This is a genomic window from Hymenobacter sp. BT491 (assembly GCF_014349165.1).
In the GTDB taxonomy this organism is placed as follows: domain Bacteria; phylum Bacteroidota; class Bacteroidia; order Cytophagales; family Hymenobacteraceae; genus Hymenobacter; species Hymenobacter jejuensis.
Genome location: NZ_JACSJJ010000001.1, coordinates 715,086 through 737,074, shown reverse-complemented (window position 1 = coordinate 737,074; position 21,989 = coordinate 715,086). Strand labels below are relative to the sequence as shown.

General features: G+C 56.8%; 16 protein-coding genes. 13 read left to right on the top strand and 3 right to left on the bottom strand.

The window, feature by feature from the left end:
• Positions 1–171: 171 nt before the first annotated feature.
• Positions 172–1,425 carry a T9SS type A sorting domain-containing protein gene (locus H9I52_RS03150; protein ID WP_187452619.1) on the top strand — a complete coding sequence of 418 codons (1,254 nt, stop codon included), beginning with the start codon at positions 172–174 and terminating at the stop codon, positions 1,423–1,425.
• A 204-nt stretch (positions 1,426–1,629) separates the two neighbouring features.
• Positions 1,630–2,274 (top strand): hypothetical protein, encoded by a 645-nt coding sequence (locus tag H9I52_RS03145; RefSeq protein ID WP_187452618.1) that lies wholly within the window; start codon positions 1,630–1,632, stop codon positions 2,272–2,274.
• An 89-nt stretch (positions 2,275–2,363) separates the two neighbouring features.
• On the opposite strand, the gene H9I52_RS03140 is transcribed toward H9I52_RS03145, so the two are convergent.
• Together H9I52_RS03140 and H9I52_RS03135 are read right to left on the bottom strand one after the other, a co-directional pair.
• Positions 2,364–3,266 (bottom strand): universal stress protein, encoded by a 903-nt coding sequence (locus H9I52_RS03140; RefSeq protein WP_187452617.1) that lies wholly within the window; start codon positions 3,264–3,266, stop codon positions 2,364–2,366.
• Between the two features lie 234 nt (positions 3,267–3,500).
• A complete protein-coding gene (locus H9I52_RS03135; RefSeq protein WP_187452616.1) occupies positions 3,501–3,800 on the bottom strand; it encodes a GNAT family N-acetyltransferase in 300 nt (99 codons plus the stop codon).
• Positions 3,801–4,120: 320 nt separating this feature from the next.
• Here H9I52_RS03135 and H9I52_RS03130 point away from each other — a divergent pair, with 320 nt between their 5' ends.
• The 4 genes from H9I52_RS03130 to H9I52_RS03115 all read left to right on the top strand — a co-directional run bounded on the left by H9I52_RS03130 (position 4,121) and on the right by H9I52_RS03115 (position 13,125).
• Positions 4,121–4,342: a hypothetical protein gene (locus H9I52_RS03130; protein WP_139514121.1), complete on the top strand. Its 222-nt coding sequence runs from the start codon at positions 4,121–4,123 to the stop codon at positions 4,340–4,342.
• A 154-nt stretch (positions 4,343–4,496) separates the two neighbouring features.
• On the top strand, positions 4,497–5,321 hold the full coding sequence (locus tag H9I52_RS03125; RefSeq protein ID WP_187452615.1) for a universal stress protein: 825 nt from the start codon (positions 4,497–4,499) through the stop codon (positions 5,319–5,321).
• Between the two features lie 1,065 nt (positions 5,322–6,386).
• Positions 6,387–10,154: a T9SS type A sorting domain-containing protein gene (locus H9I52_RS03120; RefSeq protein WP_187452614.1), complete on the top strand. Its 3,768-nt coding sequence runs from the start codon at positions 6,387–6,389 to the stop codon at positions 10,152–10,154.
• Between the two features lie 619 nt (positions 10,155–10,773).
• A complete protein-coding gene (locus tag H9I52_RS03115) occupies positions 10,774–13,125 on the top strand; it encodes a T9SS type A sorting domain-containing protein (protein WP_187452613.1) in 2,352 nt (783 codons plus the stop codon).
• 57 nt (positions 13,126–13,182) lie between these two features.
• On the opposite strand, the gene H9I52_RS03110 is transcribed toward H9I52_RS03115, so the two are convergent.
• Positions 13,183–15,279 carry a TonB-dependent receptor family protein gene (locus H9I52_RS03110; protein ID WP_187452612.1) on the bottom strand — a complete coding sequence of 699 codons (2,097 nt, stop codon included), beginning with the start codon at positions 15,277–15,279 and terminating at the stop codon, positions 13,183–13,185.
• Between the two features lie 133 nt (positions 15,280–15,412).
• Between H9I52_RS03110 and H9I52_RS03105 the strand changes: the two genes are divergently transcribed.
• From H9I52_RS03105 to H9I52_RS03075, 7 genes are all read left to right on the top strand, one after another.
• Positions 15,413–16,141, top strand: coding sequence for a hypothetical protein (locus H9I52_RS03105; protein ID WP_187452611.1), 729 nt, complete (start codon positions 15,413–15,415; stop codon positions 16,139–16,141).
• A gap of 274 nt (positions 16,142–16,415) precedes the next feature.
• On the top strand, positions 16,416–17,720 hold the full coding sequence (locus H9I52_RS03100) for a dicarboxylate/amino acid:cation symporter (RefSeq protein WP_187452610.1): 1,305 nt from the start codon (positions 16,416–16,418) through the stop codon (positions 17,718–17,720).
• 188 nt (positions 17,721–17,908) lie between these two features.
• On the top strand, positions 17,909–18,466 hold the full coding sequence (locus H9I52_RS03095; protein WP_187452609.1) for a hypothetical protein: 558 nt from the start codon (positions 17,909–17,911) through the stop codon (positions 18,464–18,466).
• A gap of 136 nt (positions 18,467–18,602) precedes the next feature.
• Complete coding sequence (locus H9I52_RS03090; RefSeq protein WP_187452608.1) at positions 18,603–18,917, top strand: hypothetical protein; 315 nt, start codon at positions 18,603–18,605, stop codon at positions 18,915–18,917.
• Between the two features lie 206 nt (positions 18,918–19,123).
• Positions 19,124–20,068, top strand: coding sequence for an alpha/beta fold hydrolase (locus tag H9I52_RS03085; RefSeq protein WP_187452607.1), 945 nt, complete (start codon positions 19,124–19,126; stop codon positions 20,066–20,068).
• Positions 20,069–20,176: 108 nt separating this feature from the next.
• Positions 20,177–21,256, top strand: a complete 1,080-nt coding sequence (locus H9I52_RS03080) for a sensor histidine kinase (protein WP_187452606.1) — start codon at positions 20,177–20,179, stop codon at positions 21,254–21,256.
• Positions 21,253–21,975 carry a LytR/AlgR family response regulator transcription factor gene (locus tag H9I52_RS03075; protein ID WP_187452605.1) on the top strand — a complete coding sequence of 241 codons (723 nt, stop codon included), beginning with the start codon at positions 21,253–21,255 and terminating at the stop codon, positions 21,973–21,975. Before H9I52_RS03080 ends, H9I52_RS03075 begins: the two co-directional genes overlap by 4 nt.
• Positions 21,976–21,989 lie beyond the last annotated feature (14 nt).

Below are 21,989 nucleotides of genomic sequence, written 5' to 3'. Positions count from 1 at the left end.
TACCTTCTAGCCCAGCAACCTACTTTGCAAACGCAAAAGCCCCCGGCCTGTTGGCCGGGGGCTTTTGCGTTTGGGTGCAATGAACATGTTTGTTTCTGCAAAATATTTCTATAAATTATTAAAATACTACCAGCAATGTAATCCAACAATTCGCATCCAGTCTATACATTTATGCGCGCCTTTCTCGGTTATCTGCCCACTTTATCTCCTGTAGCCAATAGAAAATGGCTTGCCGCATTGGCCTTGTCGGTGGGCTGTTTTGGCGAATACTCCACAGCCTGGGCTCAATCTAACAGCCGAACGCAGAATTTTGAGGGGCCTTCCAGCACAGGCTGGGGATATACGGTAAGTGGTAGCGGCAATGGCGGCTTCACCGACGCGCTGCACGTGAGTGGCAACTACTCCTTCGGGGTGACCAACGGCACGGGCAACGGCACGGTAAGCAATACGCTTACTTTCGACAACGTGGGCTTCACCGATTTTACCAGCGGCCAGACCAACAAGCTCACTTTCCGGCTGGCGGTTCTGGAAGCGGGCAATAAGGGCGGCCTTGACCAGAACGGCTCTGTAGCCGTGGACGTTAGCACCGACGGCGGCGCCACCTTCACACCCACTATTATTATTACGGGCGCCCAAATCCCAAACGGCGGCAACGGCCAGACGTTTGATTATGTGCCCATCATCACGTCGATTGCAAGGCCATTTCCGGATGTAGATTTACCAAGGACTTATTTGGTTAACAACAGCCAGAAGCCCAACTCGGTCGGCATCTATTTTGCCACTACCGTTCAGCAGGCCAAAGTACGGATTACGCTTACGGCCAATGCCAAAACCAGCTTACTCATTGACGATGTGACCATTAGCAGCGCCGGGCCGCTGCCCGTCGAGCTGATCAGCTTTACGGCCCGGCCCCGCAACGAGCAAGTAGTGCTGAGCTGGGCCACGGCTTCCGAAACCAATAACGCCCGGTTTGTAGTCGAGCGCAGCCACGACGGCGAGTTGTTTGAGGCGTGGCGGGAAGTAGCCGGCCACGGCACCACGCAGAACCGCTCCAACTACACGATCACCGACGCGCAACCGCTTTCGGGCACCGGCTATTACCGGCTCCGGCAGATGGATTTCGATGGTACGGCTACGTATTCGCCCATTGTTAGCGTAGGAGCCGATGCCGGGCTTCAGGCACTTCCTACGCTGAAGCTTTACCCTAATCCGGCGGCTGACTTCCTTACGCTGGACTTGCGCAACATCCCTGCCGAGCGCTGCACCGTGCAGGTGCTCAGCCTGACCGGCCGCGTGTTGCAAACCGCCCGAGTCATGAGCGCTAACTCACCTAAGCTGGATTTGAGCAGCTTACCAGCCGGCACCTACTTGGTCCGCGCGTACGGAAGCAACTTTTGCTTAACGCAGCGCGTGGCAAAGATTTAGGCAATCCATTGATATACACACACTTATAATTTGCCTTTGATCGATAGGCTATAGCCACGGCGTTTGCAGATTGTCTGGTGACGGCCAACAGATAAGGCCCGTGCCCTACCAAAACTATGGCATTCGTGGCCTTCGCTACGCTTCAGCCGTATAAATCCTTGGTAGCCTCTCTCCTACCCATTTTTCCACTAAATCTCTCAGACCATGATTAAGTACACTGTTTCTGCTTTGGCCCTTTCGCTTGCCCTTTGTACGGCGGCGCAGGCCCAGACCACCAAAACCAGCGCCGACGGCACCAAAACCAAAACCACCGAAGCTGGCATGACCACCAAGGTGAAAAATGACGACAACGGCAACCTCAAGCTGAAAGGCAAAAACGACGAAGGCGCCAAAGTGAAGTCGAAAACCAAGGCTACGAGCGGCTCGATGGGTTCCTCGACGAGCGGTTCGATGGGCTCGGGGTCGATGATGGAAAACAACGGCTCGACCAGCGGCAACAGCACCACAACCCCCGCCGGCTCGATGAGCAGCGGCACCATGAACAATGGTAACATGAACTCGTCGGGCACTGCCGCGCCCGTCAAGACCGATAGCGCTTCGGGCTCCGGCACCATGATGAACTCCGGCGCCGGCACGGGCACCACAACGATGCCAGCTGCCACCACGCCCACCACGACCACGCCTGCCACCACCACCGATACCGGCACCGGTACGGGTACCATGAATTCTTCGGGTTCGATGGGCACAATGGACCACGGCACGATGAGCGGCAGCAGCACCGACCAGATGTCGACCAAGACCAAGAAGTCGAAAGACAAGCCGAACAAAACCAAATCGAAGGATATGTAATCCTTTGTTAAGCAAGTAATTATAAAAAAAGCCCGCCGGTATCGGCGGGCTTTTTTTTTGTCAGCAGCAAGTACGAGGCAGGTCGGGTTCTACGCCTCCGGGCAGGTAAGCACCGGAATGCGGCTGCTGGCAATGAGGCGGGCGGCTACGCTTGTGTAAAACAGCGCGTCCGAATACGTTTTTTGGCGGGCTACAAACGACAGCATATCGGCGCCTTCGCGGGCCGCCGCGTACCGGATGCCTTGCTCAATGCACGGATAGCGCGAGGTAGACACCGTGTGGGCCACGCCTTCAAGCAAGCCCATGTTCTGGATTTCGTCGGCTACTTCGGCCATCAAGGGCGAGTGTTCGCTGGTGTAGACATGGATGCCAACGACGGCCGGAATCAACCGCGATAACAGTTGATCGACGTCGCCGGGAGCTTCGGAGAGCAGCATTGGCTCGCTATTCGACACCAACTGGGCGAGCAGCTCCGGCACCAGCCGCGCCGAATGCGGCAGCCGCACGGGAAGCCGGTCAGTGCCGAGCACCACCCGCCGCGGCAAACCGCGGTAGCTGTAGGTCAGGGGCACCACCAGCAGCGGTTGTTGCACCATCCGAATCAGGTGCAGCGCCACACTGGAAGAGGTAGTAGCGGCAGTCGGCTTCTGCGGAAACGCGTTGCCGACCACCGTTACGCTGTTGCCGGTGTGCTCGAGCAGCTGTGGCAAAGAAGGAGCCGCCGCCCCGTACAACACTTCGTAAGTACAGGGCACCTGCTGCTCAACCTGGCGGGCCAGGATCTGGAGCATGTCGGTGGCTTGGGCAGGCGTCGGAGCGGGCGTTGGCATAGTCCAGACGCTGCCAACACCTCGCTCCGCAGCGCTGGGGATTACGTGAATCAGGTTAATGCGCGCCTTCACGTGCTTGGCCAACACCATCGCATAGTGCAGTGCATTCGCGGACGTGGCCGAGAAGTCAGTCAGGACATTAAAGACTTGTGAAGAAGCCATAAGTGTTATAGAGCGATGTATAGCCGTAGTAATCCATATTCAAAATACGCAGATAACAGGTGCATGTAAATTAACATGGAATTAAAATGAGAATATTTATAATTAATAACTTTCAATTATATCTATACTGATAAAATATCTTGCATTATTGAGACTTCTGTACTCCTTACAGTCGAAGAAGCCAAACTCAGTTTCTGGCTAAAATCCAATCATAACCTGAACCCTAGCAAGCTGCTAGCTTGGCCGCGTCTCATGGTCCAGAATATCCTGATATTCAGCGCGATTCTTGCCGACGTAATCGGCCATAAACTCGCAGCTGGTGCGCACCCGCAGGTGATGCTGGCGTGCGTATTGTAACGCTTCTTTCGCCATCGCCTCGCCGACGCCCCGGCCCCGCAACTCCTCATCGACGAAGGTATGCGTAAAATCAATTACGCTATCGGTGGGGCGCGCATAGGCTAGCTCAGCTTCCTGCCCCTCATAACTGGCGTAAAATGCCTGATCCTTAGCGTTGTGCTTAATCGAAATATCCATGTAATTGGGCAGTTTTAGAAGCGAGGTAAGGCAGACGTTGCATCCGCAAGCGCATTGGCAGACAGCCGTCTTCCAGTCGCATACGCAGTTTTTGCCGGAAAGGCCACCTCTGTTCAACTGATAGCCACAACCGCCGAAATTGCGTAGAAGCTTTTACCTGAGCGATCAGAGCTTGTGTCAACAACCTATATGCTTTCGATTACGCTCCACTGCTGCTCTAAGCAGTAAACCCAAGGGTAGGCTATCGCTGGAACCTCCGGAAACGACGCCCGCGCTTGCCATTCGGCCCTGCTTTTGAAGATTGTCAAAATTGAATTGTTATGAAAAAACCAGCCAAAAACGCCCCCAAAGCCTCCGCCAAAAACGCTGAAACACCCACCCCCCCGGTACATGCCGAGCACATCGACTCTGCGGCTATGCTGGATGCGGCTACGTACGGCCAGCCCGACGGCCCTACTTCGGGGCCCGACCCGGAAGAGAGCCAAACGGATGAGCTACTGACGCCCGGCTTCAACAACCCCATCGACGACAACAACCGGTAGCCGCCCTAATTCATTACTAAAGTCCACTCAACCAAGCACTTGAGTGGACTTTTTATGTATAAAGCCTATCTTGGCGGTTTCCCGGCGGCATTACCTCAACCCCTACGCCCGACGCGTATAAGCGGGCAGGCCTGCTTTACTTTGGTTTACTGCGATGGCTCCTTCCCTGCTCGTTCTGACTGATTTTTCGGCCGCCGCCGACCATGCGCTGGCCTATGCCGCCGCGTTGGCCACGGCCACGCAGGGGCAGCTGGTGCTGCTGCACGGACGGCGCCATTCCATGCTGGATGCCGAGGCTTTCACAGATCGGTTGCAGCACCTGAGCGAAGGTGAGATTGCTGCTGCGCTGGCCGAGCGGGCGCAACGCCAGTCCGTACCGACCATAGTAGAAGCCGCTGGCGACCGGGTGCCCGCGGCCGTAACCGATGCCGTGCGACGGCACGGGTCGTGGCTGGTGGTGTTGGGGAAGCCCGATACCGAATCGGTGCCGGATGCGCTGGTCAGCAGCACGTCGCTGGAGTTGCTGCGAGCGGCTTCTTGTCCTCTTTTGGTGGTGCCCGTTGTGGCCAAACACACGGCTGTTCCGCCGCAGCACATCCTGCTGGCTGCCGACGACATGCCGTTGCACATGGCACCGGGCACTGTGGAGGCTTTTCGTAAATTTCTGGAAACCAGCCCAGTCCGCTTTACGCTCACCCACGTCGTCGAGCCCGAAGACAACGATTCCTGCGCCACTGCCCTGCAGCAGTTGCAGGCCAGCGGCCTCACCGAAGCTGACCAACTTGTACGGACGCATGGCGTCCGGAGTCTGCGCCCCGCCGAAGGAATCCAACAGGCCGCCGCTGATACCCACGCCGATTTGTTGGTGTTGCTGGCTCGTCCGCACAGTTTTTGGGGGAAGCTATTTCACAAAAGCGTAACCGCCGACGCTGTGCGCCGCAGTCGCATCCCGGTGCTGGTATTGCCTACCTTACAATAAACTATAAAATAATGTATATCAGCAGTTTATACGCACGTATGCGAATGCACTTGCTTTATGCAATGTATTCGCATACGTGCTTCATTTAATAGCCTGTTGGCACAAGGCTGGTTTATACTAACTAATTCTCGCTTGTTGGCCTCACTCTGTCTCAGCAGAAAAAAGTACAGACGCCATGTTATTGTATAATATTTATATTTATTTTAATTAAATAAATAACAAACCTTTGCAATTGGTAATTCGAATATGCTATATTTGATCACACCTTAGCCAAAGCCCTATGACTGAAACTATTACGTTTCATCCCCCGGCGCGACGTTGCATTGCGCTTGTAGCCAGCCCACAGGGCAGACAACAGGGCAAAGCTTAAGTATAAGAGCTTGCCACTCCCTGCCAGCGCGCGCTGACCTCTTTTCTTATTACCCACATCTTAGAAGGCCAGGATAATTCTGGTCGCGGAAGCACTATGCCGTCTGCAGCGGCTGCAATGCGCTTTCAAACACTTAGGCTAGCATCCTTGCGGGCAAGGCATGCCGTGTCGCCACCCTTCAGTTTGTTGCTCACTAGTTGTTGAGAATCTGCATTGCCATAGCTGTGCAGGTCGTCCGCATTCCCATTTCTACATAAAACCGGCCGCAGAGGCCATTCAAGCACTTCCAAACTCTGCTGGAAATGCGCTTAGTGGCATTTAGAGCCGAGATGATAACACTGGCGACACAGCAAACGCTAGTGGAGCACGTCGCCTTTTGGTACGGGATCAGCACATCAGCAGGTTGTATTTCGGGAAGCTGCTCGGGCAGCACATCTGACGCTCCATTTATTTCCTCTTTCACACCTCCATCACTACCTGTCATGGGAAAGCTCTCCTTTGATCACACACCTACCTATGATTCTGGCGCGGTTGTCGGCTCTGGATCATGTTGTCCTCCCTCGAAAGTGAAAGCTGAGGCTGGCAGAAGTGTAATAAGCCTGAGGCTGCTTGCTTTATTTGCGCTGTTGCTCGGGCTTTTTGTATCAGCGAATGCACTGGCGTCGGACCTGAGAGCTGCTAAGCTATCGGGCAAGGTGGCACTGGCTTCGGCTAAAAATTCGCGATCGGGTGGTGACTTCAGCTTGGATTTTGTAGCGGCCGGGCCGGGCACTTACAATCATGCTACCGGTGGCGGCGCGTATGATAATCGCACGATTGGAAAAACCGAGGATGTAGTAGAATCGTTGGAAGGCGGCGATTTCTCCTGCGGCGATATCGTGACGTATTTCACAAAAGTCACGGTTAAGGCAACTGCTGTAGGCTCACAAACTATTGCCCTGAATTATTCATTCTTAGCTGATGCTACCGGCCAATCCGGTGTTGCACTGGCAGATATCGTCGACGCGAACGTACAGATTAACTACGGCAACGTAGGCGGCGAAGGTAGCGGCGGAACCGATTCGGGGATAACCGGCAATAACAACAGCACGGCTGCTCTTTCCGGCGAACAACTCACCGGCCCACTGTTTCAGAGTGGCAGCACGCTAAAGGGTACGGTTACCGTAACTGGTTTGGAGGCGGGTGAAAGTGTGGTTGTGCGCGTAGATGTTCGCATCGCCTGCGACCCAGGTAGCCACCCCACCGGAAACCTGCAGGGCGCCATTGCATCGGCAAGTGTTACAGCCCCTACTGCCGATGTTATTTCTGTCGGCAATCAGACTGTTCCGTTTAAAAACGTCAACGAAATCATTTTCCCGACCTGCGCTTTGCCAGCGGCAGGTCCTGTGTGCGTAGGCACTACCACTACGCATACTGCCACTTCCGACGTTTCGGGGGCTACTTACACCTGGACTATTACCGGCAACGGCGTTATCGTTGTTGGGGGCTCCGATGTAACTAACACTGTTACAACCTCTTCCGGAACAACTTCGAGTGTAGCTGCAAGGGCTACCGGAGCCGGAACTTACACTTTGTCGGTAACAATCAGTAAGATAGGATTTGGCAATCAAGCCTGCTCGGTCATAGTAACTGTTAACCCCATTCCGGGTTTGCCCGGCGTGAATAATGTTGCCTACTGCGTGGGCGACGTAGCCAGCGCCCTGACAGCGACTGGATCAGAACTACTCTGGTACACGGACGCCACCGGCGGCACGGGTTCTGCCACGGCGCCCACGCCCAACACCACAGCGGCCGGCACATTCAGCTATTTCGTCAGTCAGACCACCAATGGCTGCGAAAGCGCCCGCGCTCAAATAGATGTGCTCGTCAAGCCTTTGGCTACCGTCACGCCAGGCACCTACGGGCCGTACTGCATCAACGGCGCAGTTGCAACATTAGGTGGCTCACCGACCGGTGGTACTTGGAGTGGCGACGGGGTGAGTGGCAACTTAGTTGATGGCTTCACCTTCTCGCCTGCTACGGCCGGCGTAGGCCCGCACACCCTCACCTACTCTGTGCCAGCCACAGCCACCACCTGTGCTAACAGCGGCAGCACGTCGGTGACAGTCAACCCGCTGGCTACCGTAACCCCAGGGACTTACGGCCCATTGTGCGTCAATGCCGGCCCCGTTACCTTGGCCTCGGGCGGCACCTGGAGCGGCACGGGCGTGATCCTGGACAACGGGGTGTACAAATTCTCGCCGGCTACGGCTGGTGTGGGCACCTTCGAGCTCACGCTCTCGGTAGCGGCCACCAGCACCACCTGCGCCAACAGCGGCAAAACCTCCATTACCGTCAAGGACCTCCCCGGTTTGCCCGGCGTGAGCAACGTGTCTTACTGCTTGAATGAGACTGCTGCCCAGCTGACGGCGACCGGCAGTAACCTACTCTGGTATACAGACGCTACCGGCGGCACGGGCTCCAGCACGGCGCCCACGCCCAACACCACAGCGGCCGGCACATCCAGCTACTACGTTAGCCAGACTACGAACGAGTGCGAAGGCGCCCGCGCTAAGATTGACGTGCTTGTCAAGCCTCTGGCCACCGTCGATCCAGGCAGCTATGGCCCGTTGTGCGTCAATGCCGGTCCCGTTACCTTGGCCTCGGGTGGCACCTGGTCTGGCACGGGCGTGAGCCTAGTCAACGGGGTGTACAAATTCTCGCCGACTACAGCCGGTACCTTTGAGCTTACTTTCTCGGTGGCAGCTACTGATGTAGCCTGCGCCAACAGCGGCAAAACGTCCATCACCGTCAACCCGCTGCCCGGTTTGCCCGGCGTGAGTAACGTTGCCTACTGCCTGAACGAGACTGCCGCCCAGCTGACGGCGACCGGCAGTAACCTACTCTGGTATACAGACGCTACCGGCGGCACGGGCTCCAGCACGGCGCCCACGCCCAACACCACAGCGGCCGGCACATCCAGCTACTACGTTAGCCAGACTAACAGCAGCAGCTGCGAGGGACCCCGTGCCAAGATTGACGTGCTTGTCAAGCCTCTGGCTACTGTTACGCCGGGAACTTATAGCCCAGTGTGCGCCAACGCCGGTTCCGTCGCCCTGGCTAAGATCGGCACCTGGAGCGGCACGGGTGTGAGCGGCAACTTAGTCGATGGCTTCACCTTCTCGCCCGCCACGGCCGGCGTGGGCACCTTCGAGCTCACGCTCTCGGTGGCGGCCACCAGCACCACCTGCGCCAACAGCGGCAAAACCTCTATTACCGTCAAGCCTTTGCCGGGCGCGCCGAGCGTTTCACCTGTCTCTTACTGCCAGAAAGCCACAGCTACAGCGTTAACCGCTACCGGTACGGGGCTATTGTGGTACACCGCCGCAACTGGCGGCACAGGCTCCAGTACTGCGCCAATCCCTAGTACTGCCACAGTAGGCACGAAGAGCTACTACGTCAGCCAAACCACGAACGGCTGTGAAGGTCCCCGGGCCAAGCTCGATGTGACCATCAACGCCTGCGCTGAATTCTGCACCCTCACGCAGGGCTTCTATGGCAGCACGAACGGAAAAGAATGCGCAAGTGGCAAAACGGCATTGCAACTGATTCAGAGCCTGTTAACCACCGATCTATACATTGGTGTTGCCGGACGCTCCTTGAACATCACGTACGCCGATGCAGCCTGCCTGAACTCGCGGTTGCCCGCCGGTGGAACGTCGAAACCATTGCCTGCTGCTAACAATACGTTTAGCAACTTGCCCACCAAGTGCACGCCTGGTACTGTGCCGCTGAACAACGGCAGGTTCGACAATACGCTGCTGGGCCAGACGATTTCGCTTGGGTTGAACCTGCGCAAGTCGACCAACACCAACCTGGCTGGCCTTGTCATTTCCGATCTGTACATGATCACGGCAAAAGCAGCCAGTTGCACGGGCACAGCCGATGCGCCGGTTTCCGGATCAGAACAGACGTTCACTTTCCCGTCGATGGCAAAAGGAAAAACGGTGCAGCAGCTGTATGTAATGGCTAATGCGGCGTTGGGTGATGGCAATTCCTCCGCTAAAACCCTCAGCGACCTGACCGATGCCCTGGATGCGATCAACAAGGGTTTCGATGCCTGCCGCATCCTGATCCGATTCCAGTCGGCTCCGACTACGCTGACCTCTTCGCTGACTACCTCATCGCAGCTGGATGGCGGCAAGCAAGATGTAGCCAGCCGTGCCCAGCTCCTAAACATCTTCCCGAACCCAGCTGAAGATGAAGCTACCATCGAATTCAGCCTCACCGATGCACAGCACTACAGCTTGCAGGTGTTCGATGCGAAGGGCAGATTGGTAAATCGGGTAGCCGCAGGCCAGGCAGAAGCCGGCCGCACGTACCGCTTCCAGGTTACGAGCAAAGAATTGGCGATGGGCATGTATGTAGTACGCCTGACTACTGATAAATCCACCCAAACCATGCGGCTGATTATGAATAAATAACAGCGGCTTGGTACATATGAAAAAGGCTGGCAACCGATGGTTGTCAGCCTTTTTCATGTGCAGTTGTAGGATCTTCTTGTCGCCAATGAAAAAGCAGTAAATGGATATAATATAATTAAAACAAGTTATAATGTAATATATTTTATAAAAAATACTGTTCTAAGAAAACTAAAATCGCTATATTATATAACCTGCATATAGCAAGTCACCGAACTGCTTTTTTGTACTTCCCGGTTCAATACCGCACCGTTTGTCAACTGCTTGATTTTTGCAATTAGGCTATACCCCACTACTGGTGACGGCCTCAATAACCCACTTCCCCAATATTATACAAAAATCTAATAATCAATTACTTACATAAAACTGATCACACCCTACAACAACTGGCCCTGCCGTGCCAAGGGTGCTTCTCTGAGCGAAGGTGCTCCGAGCGCCTCGGCTGCGCTTTACCTGCAGGCGCAGCCCAGTCTGATCTGTGTGCTAGTGACAGCAATTCCATTTGCGTGCTTGTACTTTTAAAACCGACAAAGCAATGCGAATCTTGTATTTGTTTGTCTTTAAGGCATTTGTCTCTAACGGGCGTAGGCCTTGGTCTGGCAGCCGACTAGCTGTGCTGCTGATGTTGCTGCCCTTGCTCCTGGTTGCAAACCGGGCTGTAGGACAAGGCAGAGTTTTTGGTACGCCCGGGACAGTAGGCGGTAAGTTTGAGGTAGATGGCAACTTCGAAAACAACGGCGCGCCCGACTGGCAAAATGTGCTAAAACCCGGCAGTACCGCCGGGCTAGTGGTGCCGGGCGTAAACCCAACTACCGGAAGTTTCTGGATTGTTGATGGTAATGATGGGCCGGCCAGTACCCAGCCGGAGCAAGACGTTTTTAAGGGCAACAAAAACAACAACGACGACGATATCAGTGCCGCAGCATCCCCTTTCCGCTTCGAAACGGACGGCCGCGGCGCTTCGCCAAACGGCGACCTAACCAACATTTACGGCCATATCGCGCTGATTGGCGGCAAGTTATGGTTTGTGTTTGGGGCGGAGGCCCGGCTGGCCATTGGCGGCACTTACTTCGATTTTGAATACAATCAGCGGGGCATTCGCAAGGAAACTGCCACCGGCCAGCTGATCGGCAACGGCGCGCAGGGCGGTCGGACCGTGGGTGATTTGCTGCTGGTCGTCAACTACAGTTTCGGTCTTTTCCCATCCCTGGCCCTGCGGCGCTGGGAGGCCCAAGGGGCTGGCTACGCGTGGTCGGCGCCGCTCCCGCTGCCTGATGACGCCGCTTACGTAACCCTCAACGCCGAGGAAGTAGAAGCAGTAGCACCCAACCGAGCGTTTGCCCGCAACGGGGCGCCATCCAGCACCACCAAGATTTTTCAGTTTGTAGAAGGCGCCATTAACCTAACGGACTTGCACGTGCTGCCGCCCAGCGCTTGCGGCAACAATGCTTCGACCATGCTGGTCAAGACGCGCGCGGCGAATAACTACACCAGTCGCCTCGAAGATTTTAGCCTGTTCAACGTTTCGCTGGGCTCGCTGCTGCCTCCGCCTCTGCTTACCATTCAGGGCAATCCGGTTATCAATTGCCAAAGCCCTGATAATCAAACAAAACTGATAGCCATTGCCCAGCCCGGAACGGGCACGTACGCCTGGAGCACCTCCAATGGCCACATCGTGTCGGGAGCCGATGCCATCAGCGCGGTCATCGATAGGCCGGGCACATACAGCGTAACCTTCACCTCGGACTTGAACGGGTGCAGCGCAACCAGTCAGATTCAGGTCCGGGAAGATAAACGGCCACCCATCGTGAGCGCCGGCCCGGACAAGGCCATTACCTGCGCCACCCCCAACGGACTAGTAACGCTGGAAGGCTCGGCCGCTTCGCAATCGGGTGTCGATCTGCTTTTCAGCTACGTCTGGGTAGCTTCTAACGGCGGGCATATCGTATCGGGGGCCAATACGGCTACTCCGATTGTAGATGCGGCCGGTACCTACACGCTCACCGCAACCGAACCGGCACCCAGTGTGGAGCGCCCAGCGCCCGGCAACGGGTGTAGTGCTTCGGACGAGGTAAAGGTGACCAAGGAAGGCAACTTCCCGCCGCTATTGGTGCGCGGACCAACCGTGCTCAACTGTGGTCGAAGCGAGGCTACACTCTTCGATGAGTTTGTGCTGCAAGCGGCCGGCTCCACTTACACGGTAACTACTTCGGGCGGTCAAATCGTGGTGGCTAACGACCAGACGGGCTTTTTCCGGGTCAATAAGCCCGATACGTATACCATCACCAAAACTTCTCCCGAGGGGTGTAGCAGCCGCCAGCAATTCACGGTAACGGAAGACAAACGGCCGCCCATCGTGAGTGCCGGCCCCGACAAAATCATCACTTGCACTACCCCCAACCGGCAGGTCACGCTGGACGGTTCGGGCGTTTCGCAGTCGCCTTTTGTTGCGGTGGAAAGTCTGACGTTCGCGTGGGTGGCTTCCAATGGCGGGCATATTGTGTCGGGAGCCAATATGGCCAAACCAACCGTGGACGCGGCCGGTACCTACACCCTCACCGTCACGGAGCCATTTTTTGATGGCGGTGGCCGATTTGATGCTCCAGGCAATGGTTGTAGCGCCAGCGATGCCGCCCAAGTGACGCTGCAATGCGCCTCGCTAGCAACAACGGCTACCCAAGCCAACCAACGCGTTTCCCATGATAATTATCAGATTATCAATAGCTTACAAGTCTACCCTAACCCACTTTCCGACAAGGCCATTCTGGAGTTTGCGCTACCCGACGCGCAGCAGTATTCGCTGGAAATATTCGATCTGAAGGGCCGGTTGGTGAGCCGCATCAGCGCGGGGCGGGCCGAAGCTAATCAGGCCTATCGCTTCGAGATCGGCGAGAATATGGCGAGTGGCATTTACGTGGCTCGCCTGAAAACCAGGCAATCCACTGAAAGTCTGCGCATTGTAGTCCAGAAATAACATTTCAACCTGCTTACCCCAAAAAGCCGCTGGCCTTGCCGACGGCTTTTTTATTATCTACCAACGCCACCCCAACAGCACCCCGCCATAGTAGTTACGGCCCGGCGCCGGCTGAAAATAGCGTCCGCCAAAGGCGTTCAGGTCGTTGCCGAGGCTGTAGTGCCGGTTAGTGGCATTTTCGACGCCTGCATAAACATCTGTCCCTAAATGATTTATGAAAGTACGCCGCCAGCCGATACGCGCCGCGAACGTCCAGTAGCCGGCCGCATAAGCCGTGTTGGCGTCGTTGAGCGGAAGGCGGGCTTGGTGGTTGAGCGTGGGGCTGGCATAAAAACCCAGTTGCTGACTGTAGTCGAGGCCTGCGGAGAGCGTGTGCGGAGGCGTGCCGGTGAGGCGATTGCCGCTGTAATCTTGGTCGTTGGAGAGGTAGTGGCCAAAGCGGAAATGGTTGTAGGCGTAGCTGCCCCACAGGCGCAGGCCCGTGGTCCGGAGCGAATCGGTGGTGCGCCACAGCCAGCCGCTGGCGGCCGCCTCGAGGCCGCGCTGCCGCGTGGAGCCGGAATTGAAGAACACGCTGGTACCCAAGTCGGTAGTGCGCGTCACGATGGTTTGCTTCAGGCGAAAATCAAACAGTGCCACGTCGAACGTGAGGCGATTCTGCAACAAGTTGCCGCGTGTGCCCACTTCGTAGCTTGTGCCGCGCTCGGCCTGCAAGGTGCGGTTGAGGCTGCCGTCGGAAGGCCGGATTTCTTCGTCGGTAGGCGGCGAAAAGCCGGTACTCACGCTGGCGTAGGCCGATATTTGAGCGGTCAGTTCTTTCAGTAGTGCCACTCGCGGCGACACCTGCGGTCGGAAATCGCGCTCGAAGCGGTAATTCTCAGGCTGGGCCGCGGCATCCGAGGCCCGCTCGATGCGATAGCGCAAGCGGTTGTAGCTCGCGCCCACCGTGACCAAAAACCCGGCCGGCAACTCGTAGTCGGCCTGCGCAAAGCCAAAGCCCGTGCCCGTCCGGATTTCGTCGTCGTAGCGCAGCGCGCCGGGCACGCCACCGCGGTTTTGGTAGTTGCGGGAGTTCTCAAAGCCGCTCTGAAACTCGCCGCCTGCCGTGAGCCGAATGGTTCGATTGAGAAGCGTACTGCGGTAGCTAAATGCTGTGCGCCCGCCCCAGCCTACCAAGGTATTACGCTCATAATCAATCAAATACGGCGTTTTAATAAAACTACCCAAAGTATAGAGCGTAGTTTTGTTCGTAAATCGATCGGTGAAGCGGTACTCATGGCTCAACCCCAGCAAGGCTGCGCGCGAGCGGTAAGCAGCGCGTTGCGCCACCGTACCCGGCGCCGTGGCCGTGCCGGGGCGCGCTTGCCGAGGATTTTGCTCAAACTGCGTCCGCGTGAGGCCACCGGGCAGCTGATAATCGAGGTCGGTGTAGAGCAAGTGCGCGGCTACCGTTTGCTTGCCGGAAGGCGAAAACTCCCCGTCGAGGGCCAGCACATCGCGCCGCAGGGCGCTTTGCTGCCGGTAGCCATCCACGGATTGGTGCGCGTACTGTGCCCGCACAAAACCTTGAGCCGACCCACTTTCGGCCACCACGGTATAGCGCCGCAACCCGTAGCTACCCACGGTAGTGCCCACCTGCGCCCGCGCTTCGCCGGCCAGTGGCCGCCGGTTGCTGAGTAGCACCACCCCGCCCGTGCCCGCGCCGTACACACTGCCGGCCGGACCTTTGATTACTTCGATACGCCCGATTGTGGCCGGGTCGAGTAGGTTGAAGGGGGTGCTGCCGCTGGCTTCGGTGAAGGGGATGTCGTTGTAGTACGTCTTGACGTTGCGCACTCCAAACGGCGAACGCAACGTGCTGCCTCTCACACTGATACGATAGCTCGCCGTGGCTCGCTCTTCGAGCCGCACGCCGGGCAGCGTGTTTACGGCCTGCGTCAGCGAGGTTTGGCTGAATCGGTTGATTACCTGCGCATCAATCACGCCCACGGCCGCCGCCGTGCGCCGCAGCGGCAGATTTTGCCCGTACCCGACTACCGTAGCTTCGGGCAGCGTAATGACGTGGGCCGTGTCGGGGGAAGCTGGCGTACGGTTTTGGGCGTGCAGCGGAAGTTGCAGCAGCAGTAGAAGCGGCAGGCAGTAGCGGTAGGGCATGAACAAGCAAAGAGGTCGTTGTGCCTAACTGCAAATCGGCAAGAGAAGTTGTGGAGATACAGCGCTTTCCCGCTGCACCACAAGCCCTATATTGAATGGATAATAGATAACGCCCTTCAGCCGTTCGCTTTCTATGCATACTCTCCGCCGCCACCGTCGCAAGCTGCTATTTCCGCCGGGGCTGCTGGCGCTTGGGTTTGTGCTGTTGCTGGGTTGCATGCAGATAGCCAAACATTCTCACTTACGTCGTCATTCCGTCATGGTGATCACGATGCCGCCACTCCAGCCCCGAAATTTTTGGGACCCAACTATTTATTTACCACAAGAGAACTTAAACAAGTTCCGTAAGTGGGATGATATGGTAGTGAACGGAAATCACACCCACGATTCTCTTGCGCTTCTGGCAGCTTACAGCTTAACCTCAGGCTATCAACAAGATACAGCACATGCAAGAGGATTGCGTGTGTACTTTACTGATAAAGCCCGGTATGGTAGCTTAGTTCGTTTATTTGACATAATGAATATCAATAGCATGCAGAAGTATTGGCTTGATATTCGACGGGCCCCCACAGCCTTTTATGCCTTTACCGACCGGCGTTCTCCCTATAGTGATTCCGTCAAGCGTAGCAAGGATTCGCTGCCAATAATTTCCTGTGGTAGATCTGACTATCACTTCACCCCAAAGCCACTTTCAATTTGGGATCGTTTCGACAACTGGACTAATTCGTTTTGGGAGCTAGCTACTTGGCAGCCTTTGTACGATTCAGCCTGGCGAATATCAATCTATCTGCTTCTACTTATTGCTGCGGTATCCGTTTGGAAAATGGTCAAATCTGACATTGGCCTGGCATCGCGGCCTTAAATCAGCATTTCTCTCACTTGTGCGTCATGCAGAGCGTGAGCGAAGCATCTCTACTGGTTAGTAACTCAACGAAGCGGCAGAGATGCTTCGCTCACACTCTGCATGACCGCCTTTTTGGCATCGCCGCCTTTAAAAGTGCTTAGAAGCCACATCAGCGCTGTGTGTTCATCAGGCGCGCTTCGCGCTTAATCTTTAGCTTTAGCCATTATCAAGCGCACGGCGTACTTCCGGCTGGGGCGGCGTACTTTGTTGCTCCTTTTGCTCGGTCTTCTGCATGAAAAAACTCTCTTCTAACCTCACGTTTCAGGTTCTTACGGCGATCACGCTGGGCATTGTGGTCGGCAGCTTGTTCCCCACGTTTGGGGCGGCGCTCAAGCCCATCGGCGACACGTTCATCAACCTGATCAAGATGCTCATTGCGCCCATCATTTTCCTGACCGTGGTGCTGGGCATCGGCAGCATGGGCGACATGAAAAAGGTGGGGCGCGTAGGCGGCAAGGCGCTGCTGTACTTCGAAATCGTGACGACGCTGGCCCTCGTAATCGGCATTACGGCTGCTAACTTGGCCCAACCCGGCGTGGGCATCGACGCGCGGGCGTCGGTAGCTACCCAAACGGCCACGCAGGCCGCCGAAGCCTCCAAATACACAGCGCAGGCCAGCGAAATGAACTGGGTGGAATTTTTTACTCACATCGTGCCGCACAGCGTGGTTGGGGCGTTTGCCGAAGGCGACGTGCTGCAAGTCTTGCTGTTTGCGGTGTTGTTTGGCGTGGCCGTGGGGCGCATTCCGCGGCAGTACAGCGAGCCGCTGATGCAGACGTTCTCGCGCCTGTCGCACGCGACGTTTGGGGTGTTGGCGCTGGTGATGAAGCTGGCGCCGCTGGGGGCGTTTGGCGGCATGGCCTTCACCATTGGCAAGTACGGCATTGCCACGCTGCTGCCACTGGGCAAGCTGATGCTGGTGGTGTACCTGACCATGTTCCTGTTCATTTTCGTGGTTCTGAACGCAGTCATGCGGTTTTATGGGCTCAGCCTGTGGCGCTATCTGGGCTTTATCCGCGAGGAAATTTTGCTGGTGCTGGGCACTTCGTCGTCGGAATCGGCTTTGCCGCGCATGATCGACAAGATGGAGCGCTACGGCTGCTCGCGGTCGGTGGCGGGGCTGGTGATCCCGACGGGTTACTCGTTTAACCTCGACGGCACTTCCATCTACCTATCCATTGCGACCATTTTCCTGGCGCAGGCTTTCGGCATACAACTCCCAATCACTCAACAGCTTACCATAATTGGCATTTTGATGCTGACTTCGAAAGGCGCGGCGGGCGTGACGGGTTCGGGCTTTATTGTGCTGGCTTCTACGCTGGCGGCTACCAAAGTCATTCCGGTGGAAGGCGTGGCGCTTTTGCTCGGCGTGGACCGATTTATGTCGGAGGCGCGGGCCATCACCAACGTGATCGGCAACGGCGTGGCCACGCTCGTCATCGCCAAAAGCGAGAACGAGTTTGACGAAGCTAAGCACCAGTTGGCCCTCCAGGGACTTTCGGTGCCGGAAGAAGAAACGCTGGAAAAAGTAGCCTAAACGCAGGCTGCGGGAGCTTCTGTCACTCAAAAAACGTTTTGGTAAGCAGATGATGTGCTAGGGCTTTTGCAGATACTTCCGAAGCGCAATAGCTATTGCGGAGCCCTAGGAGTTTACTTCATAACAATCACATTATCAAATACTTATAAAGCACTAACTGCTTGGCTTGTGCCAGGCGCAAGTTGTTTATGCCCGCTCTCCCATCTGACCTGCGCAAAGCCCTCCTCAATCTGCCGCAGAAGGAAAAAGACCAGCTGCTTTCCCGCCTCGTCAGCCAGGATTCGGTGCTGTGCGAACAGCTCACGTATCGGCTGCTGGAAGGCCCGGAGGCGCTGGAGGACCGCCGCGAATACCTGCGCCGCCAGATCGACGACCCAGTGCGGGGCTTCCACCAAAGCCCGAACGACTTGTTGCTGATTGTGAGGCAGTTGCAAGCGCGCATTGCGTACCACGCCAAAATCACGGACGATGCATTCGGGGAAGTAGACCTGACCGTGCGCCTGCTCAACCGCGTGTTTGAGCACCAGCCGCAAGTAGTGGCGCGGTTGCACGGCCCCACGCAGCCGCTGTTGCAACATTTGGCTCGCCGTACCCACGAAATGCTGCGCCAAACCGGCAAGCTGCACCCCGATTACCACTTGGAGCTGAGCGCCGACATCAACCAATTACTCGCGCGGCTCTGGAATTCGGGCGCCGCGCCGCTGGCCCGTGAGTTGGGCGTGCCAAGAGTGTTCGATGCTTCCTGAGTAGCGGCGGGCTTATTGTTCAGTAATTGTTGGCCTTTTTCAGCATCCTTTCGCCGAAAAAGACAGTACATTGAAGTATCTCACCCGGAAGCTTGGCTGGCTTAGCTGCCCACGCCTTCTGCCAGTTGTTACGACCATGACTTACACGCCCAAACCCGAACACATGCGTCCGCCGCAGCACCTGTCGGATGCCAACCTGCGCCAAGCGCTCGAAGAGCTGGATTCCAAAATCAAGACCTTGCGGAACCGGGCGCATGCCACCACGGCCAACTCGCATCATACGTACCATGAGCACATTGCGGCGCTGGAAGTAAAGCGCGCCAAGCTTGCCGAGCAGCTCGGCCCCGCCCCCGATACCGACCCCAACGGCTCCCACCACGAGCGCACGACCTGGGAAGAAATCTGGCGCGGCATCGAGGGCCTGCGCGACGATCTGCGCAATATTATTTAGCTCTAGGTAGCTTCAAAGCGGCATCGATTTGGCCCCGTCCCGATTTTACGATCGAGGCGGGGCATTTCTTTGCCTGGGCAGAACCATTCAGCCGGCTTTTTTACCGTTCGCATGGTCTTGCTACCGTTCCTTTAAATGTTGTTTCGCTGCGCAGCCGCCGACGCTAGGTTTGGGACATTATTTCACCTCTCAACCTCTCCTGCGTTATGAAATTGCTGCTTACCCTCCGCCGCCACCTGCAAGCCATCGGGTTGCTGCTCGTCGTTTTTCTGCTGGCTTCGCTTGCCGCCCACGCCACCGACAACCCGGCTGCACATCCCACTTTCACGGTAAAAGTGACGGGCAAAGGCCGCCCAATGCTGCTTATTCCGGGCCTCACTTGCCCTGGCGCCGTGTGGGACGAAACCGTGGCCCGCTACCAGAAAGACTACCAATGCCACGTCATCTCGCTGGCAGGGTTTGGCGGACAGCCAGCCCCACAGCCCGTTTCCGATCAATTTTTGCAAGATGCTCGAAATCAGATACTTACATATGTCAAAAGCGAAAAGCTTACGAAGCCAGTCGTGATCGGGCATAGCCTGGGCGGCTTCTTGGCCCTGTGGATGAGCGCCACCGACCCAAGCGCGCTCGGTCCGCTCGTTATTGTAGATTCCTTGCCGTTTCTGGCAGCGGTGCAAAATGCTAACCTGACTGCCGACGCGGCCAAGCCCATGGCTGAGGGAATGCGCCAGCAAATGCGCCAAGGCCACATGTCGGTGGCCCAATCGCGGCAAATGTCGGCGGGTATGATGACCGATACGGCCCGCATTACGCAGGCCTCGCGCTGGAGTCAGCTCTCCGACCCCGCCACCGTAGCCCAAGCCATGTACGACCTCTACACCACCGACCTGCGCTCGGATGTAGCTCGTATTCAGCAGCCTACCTTGGTGTTGGGTGCCTGGGCTGCTTACAAAGCTTACGGCTCTACAATGGAAAGCACCCGCGCCATTTATGAGCAGCAATACGCCAAGCTGCCCCAGCACCGCATCGAAATGTCGGAAGCCGGCAAGCACTTTCTGATGTGGGACGACACGCAGTGGTTTTTTGCCCAAACGGATGCTTTTTTGAAGCAAAACGCGACGGCGAAGCGTGCGGGCAAAGTACGCTCCTAACCACCGCCCAGCGAAAACAGCAAGCAACAGGTCGGGCTACGGTGAGTGAAGCCCGACAATTCAGTAGCGTTGTAGCTGATCTACTTCTCGATTCTGCATCTTTGCTTTATGCCCGCCCTGAGCCGCCGTACCCGTCTTTATTGGAGCCTACAACTCGGGGGGTGGATAGCCTTTGGAGCGCTAGGCGTGGCGATGTACAGCATCTTTGGCAGGTTCATGTGGCTGGCGGTGAGGCTGGAAGCGTGCGTAGTCCTAACGATGCTTGCCTTGAGTCATGCACTGCGCGAATATGTGCGCCGCCACGCTTGGGTGACCCTCCCCGCTGATAAGCTACTGCCGCGCCTGCTGGGTGCTTTGGGGGTGGTATCAGTAGTGAGCCAACTCATTATTGCTACGCTGGTGGTGTATGTAGTGCGTCCACCGGCGGCCGTGGGCGGCCCGGCCCCGTGGTATCAGTATATCGGCTACGGATTGCAGATTTTCGTCGTGATGCTCATCTGGTCGGGGCTGTATTTTGGCGTACACTACCTCGATCGCTACAAGCAGGTGGAGATTGACAAGCTGAAGCTGGCCGTGGCCGTGCGCGATGCCGAAATGCGCACCCTGAAAGCGCAGATCAACCCGCATTTCATGTTCAACGGCCTCAACAACATCCGGGCGCTGGTAACCGAAGACCCCAGCCGCGCCCGCCAAATGATCACGCATCTCTCTGATTTGCTGCGCTATTCCATTCAGCTCAACAGCACCGAGCAAGTGCCCCTGGCCCGCGAGCTGGAAATCGTGGAGCACTACCTGGAGCTCGAAGCCGTGCAGCTGGAAGAGCGCCTCGCCTACTCGCTCGACGTCGAGCCTGCCGCCCTCGACGTGCTTATTCCGCCCATGACGCTGCAACTGCTGGTCGAAAACAGCATCAAGCACGGCATCGCCCCGCGGCCCGAAGGCGGCCAGATTACGCTCACGGCCCGTTGCGATGAAGCGCAAGAGGCGCTGTACGTAACCGTTAGTAATACAGGCACTTACGAAACTGATTCTACCCACGAAGGGGTGGGCCTGCGCAATGCCCGCGAGCGGCTGCATCTGCTTTTCGGACCCAAAGCTGTGCTGGCCATCGACAACGATTCTGTCACGCCCAATACCGTAACGGCCTGCCTGCGCCTACCCCTCATTCCCCAACCGCACCCGGCATGAACGCCCTGCTCATCGACGACTCGCGCCTCGCCCGCACCGAGCTGCGCCACCTGCTTCAGGCCTTCCCCGACGTCACGGTGGTCGGCGAAGCCAAAAACGCCGCCGAAGCCCGCGCCCAGATTCAGGCCCTGCGCCCCGATCTGCTGTTTCTCGACATCCAGATGCCCGGCGGCAGCGGCTTCGACCTGCTGGAATCGCTGGACATGGCGCCGCAGGTGATTTTTACCACCGCCTACGACGAATACGCCCTGCGCGCCTTCGAAGTCAGCGCGCTGGATTACCTGCTGAAGCCCGTACAGGAAAACCGGCTGGCGGCGGCATTGGAAAAAGCCCGGAATCAAACAACAATGCCCGCCACGCCCGACGAAGGGGCCGTCCCACCGCTTTCGGCTCAGGATCAGGTGTTTGTGAAAGACGGCGAGCGGTGCTGGTTTGTGCGGCTGGCCGATATCAAGCTTTTCGAAATCAACGGCAGCTACACGCAAATTTACTTCGAGGAGCACCGGCCGCTCATCCCGCGCACCTTGCAGCACCTCGAAACGCGCCTCGACCCGAAGGTGTTTTTCCGCGCCAACCGCCAGCAGATCATCAACCTAAAATGGATCGACACAATTGAGCCGTGGTTTAGCAACACGCTCAAAATCAAGCTCAAGCAAGGCCCTGAAGTAGAAGTTTCGCGCAAGCAGTCGGTGCTGTTTCGCGAGATGATGAGCTTGTAGGAGTAGGCGTGTTC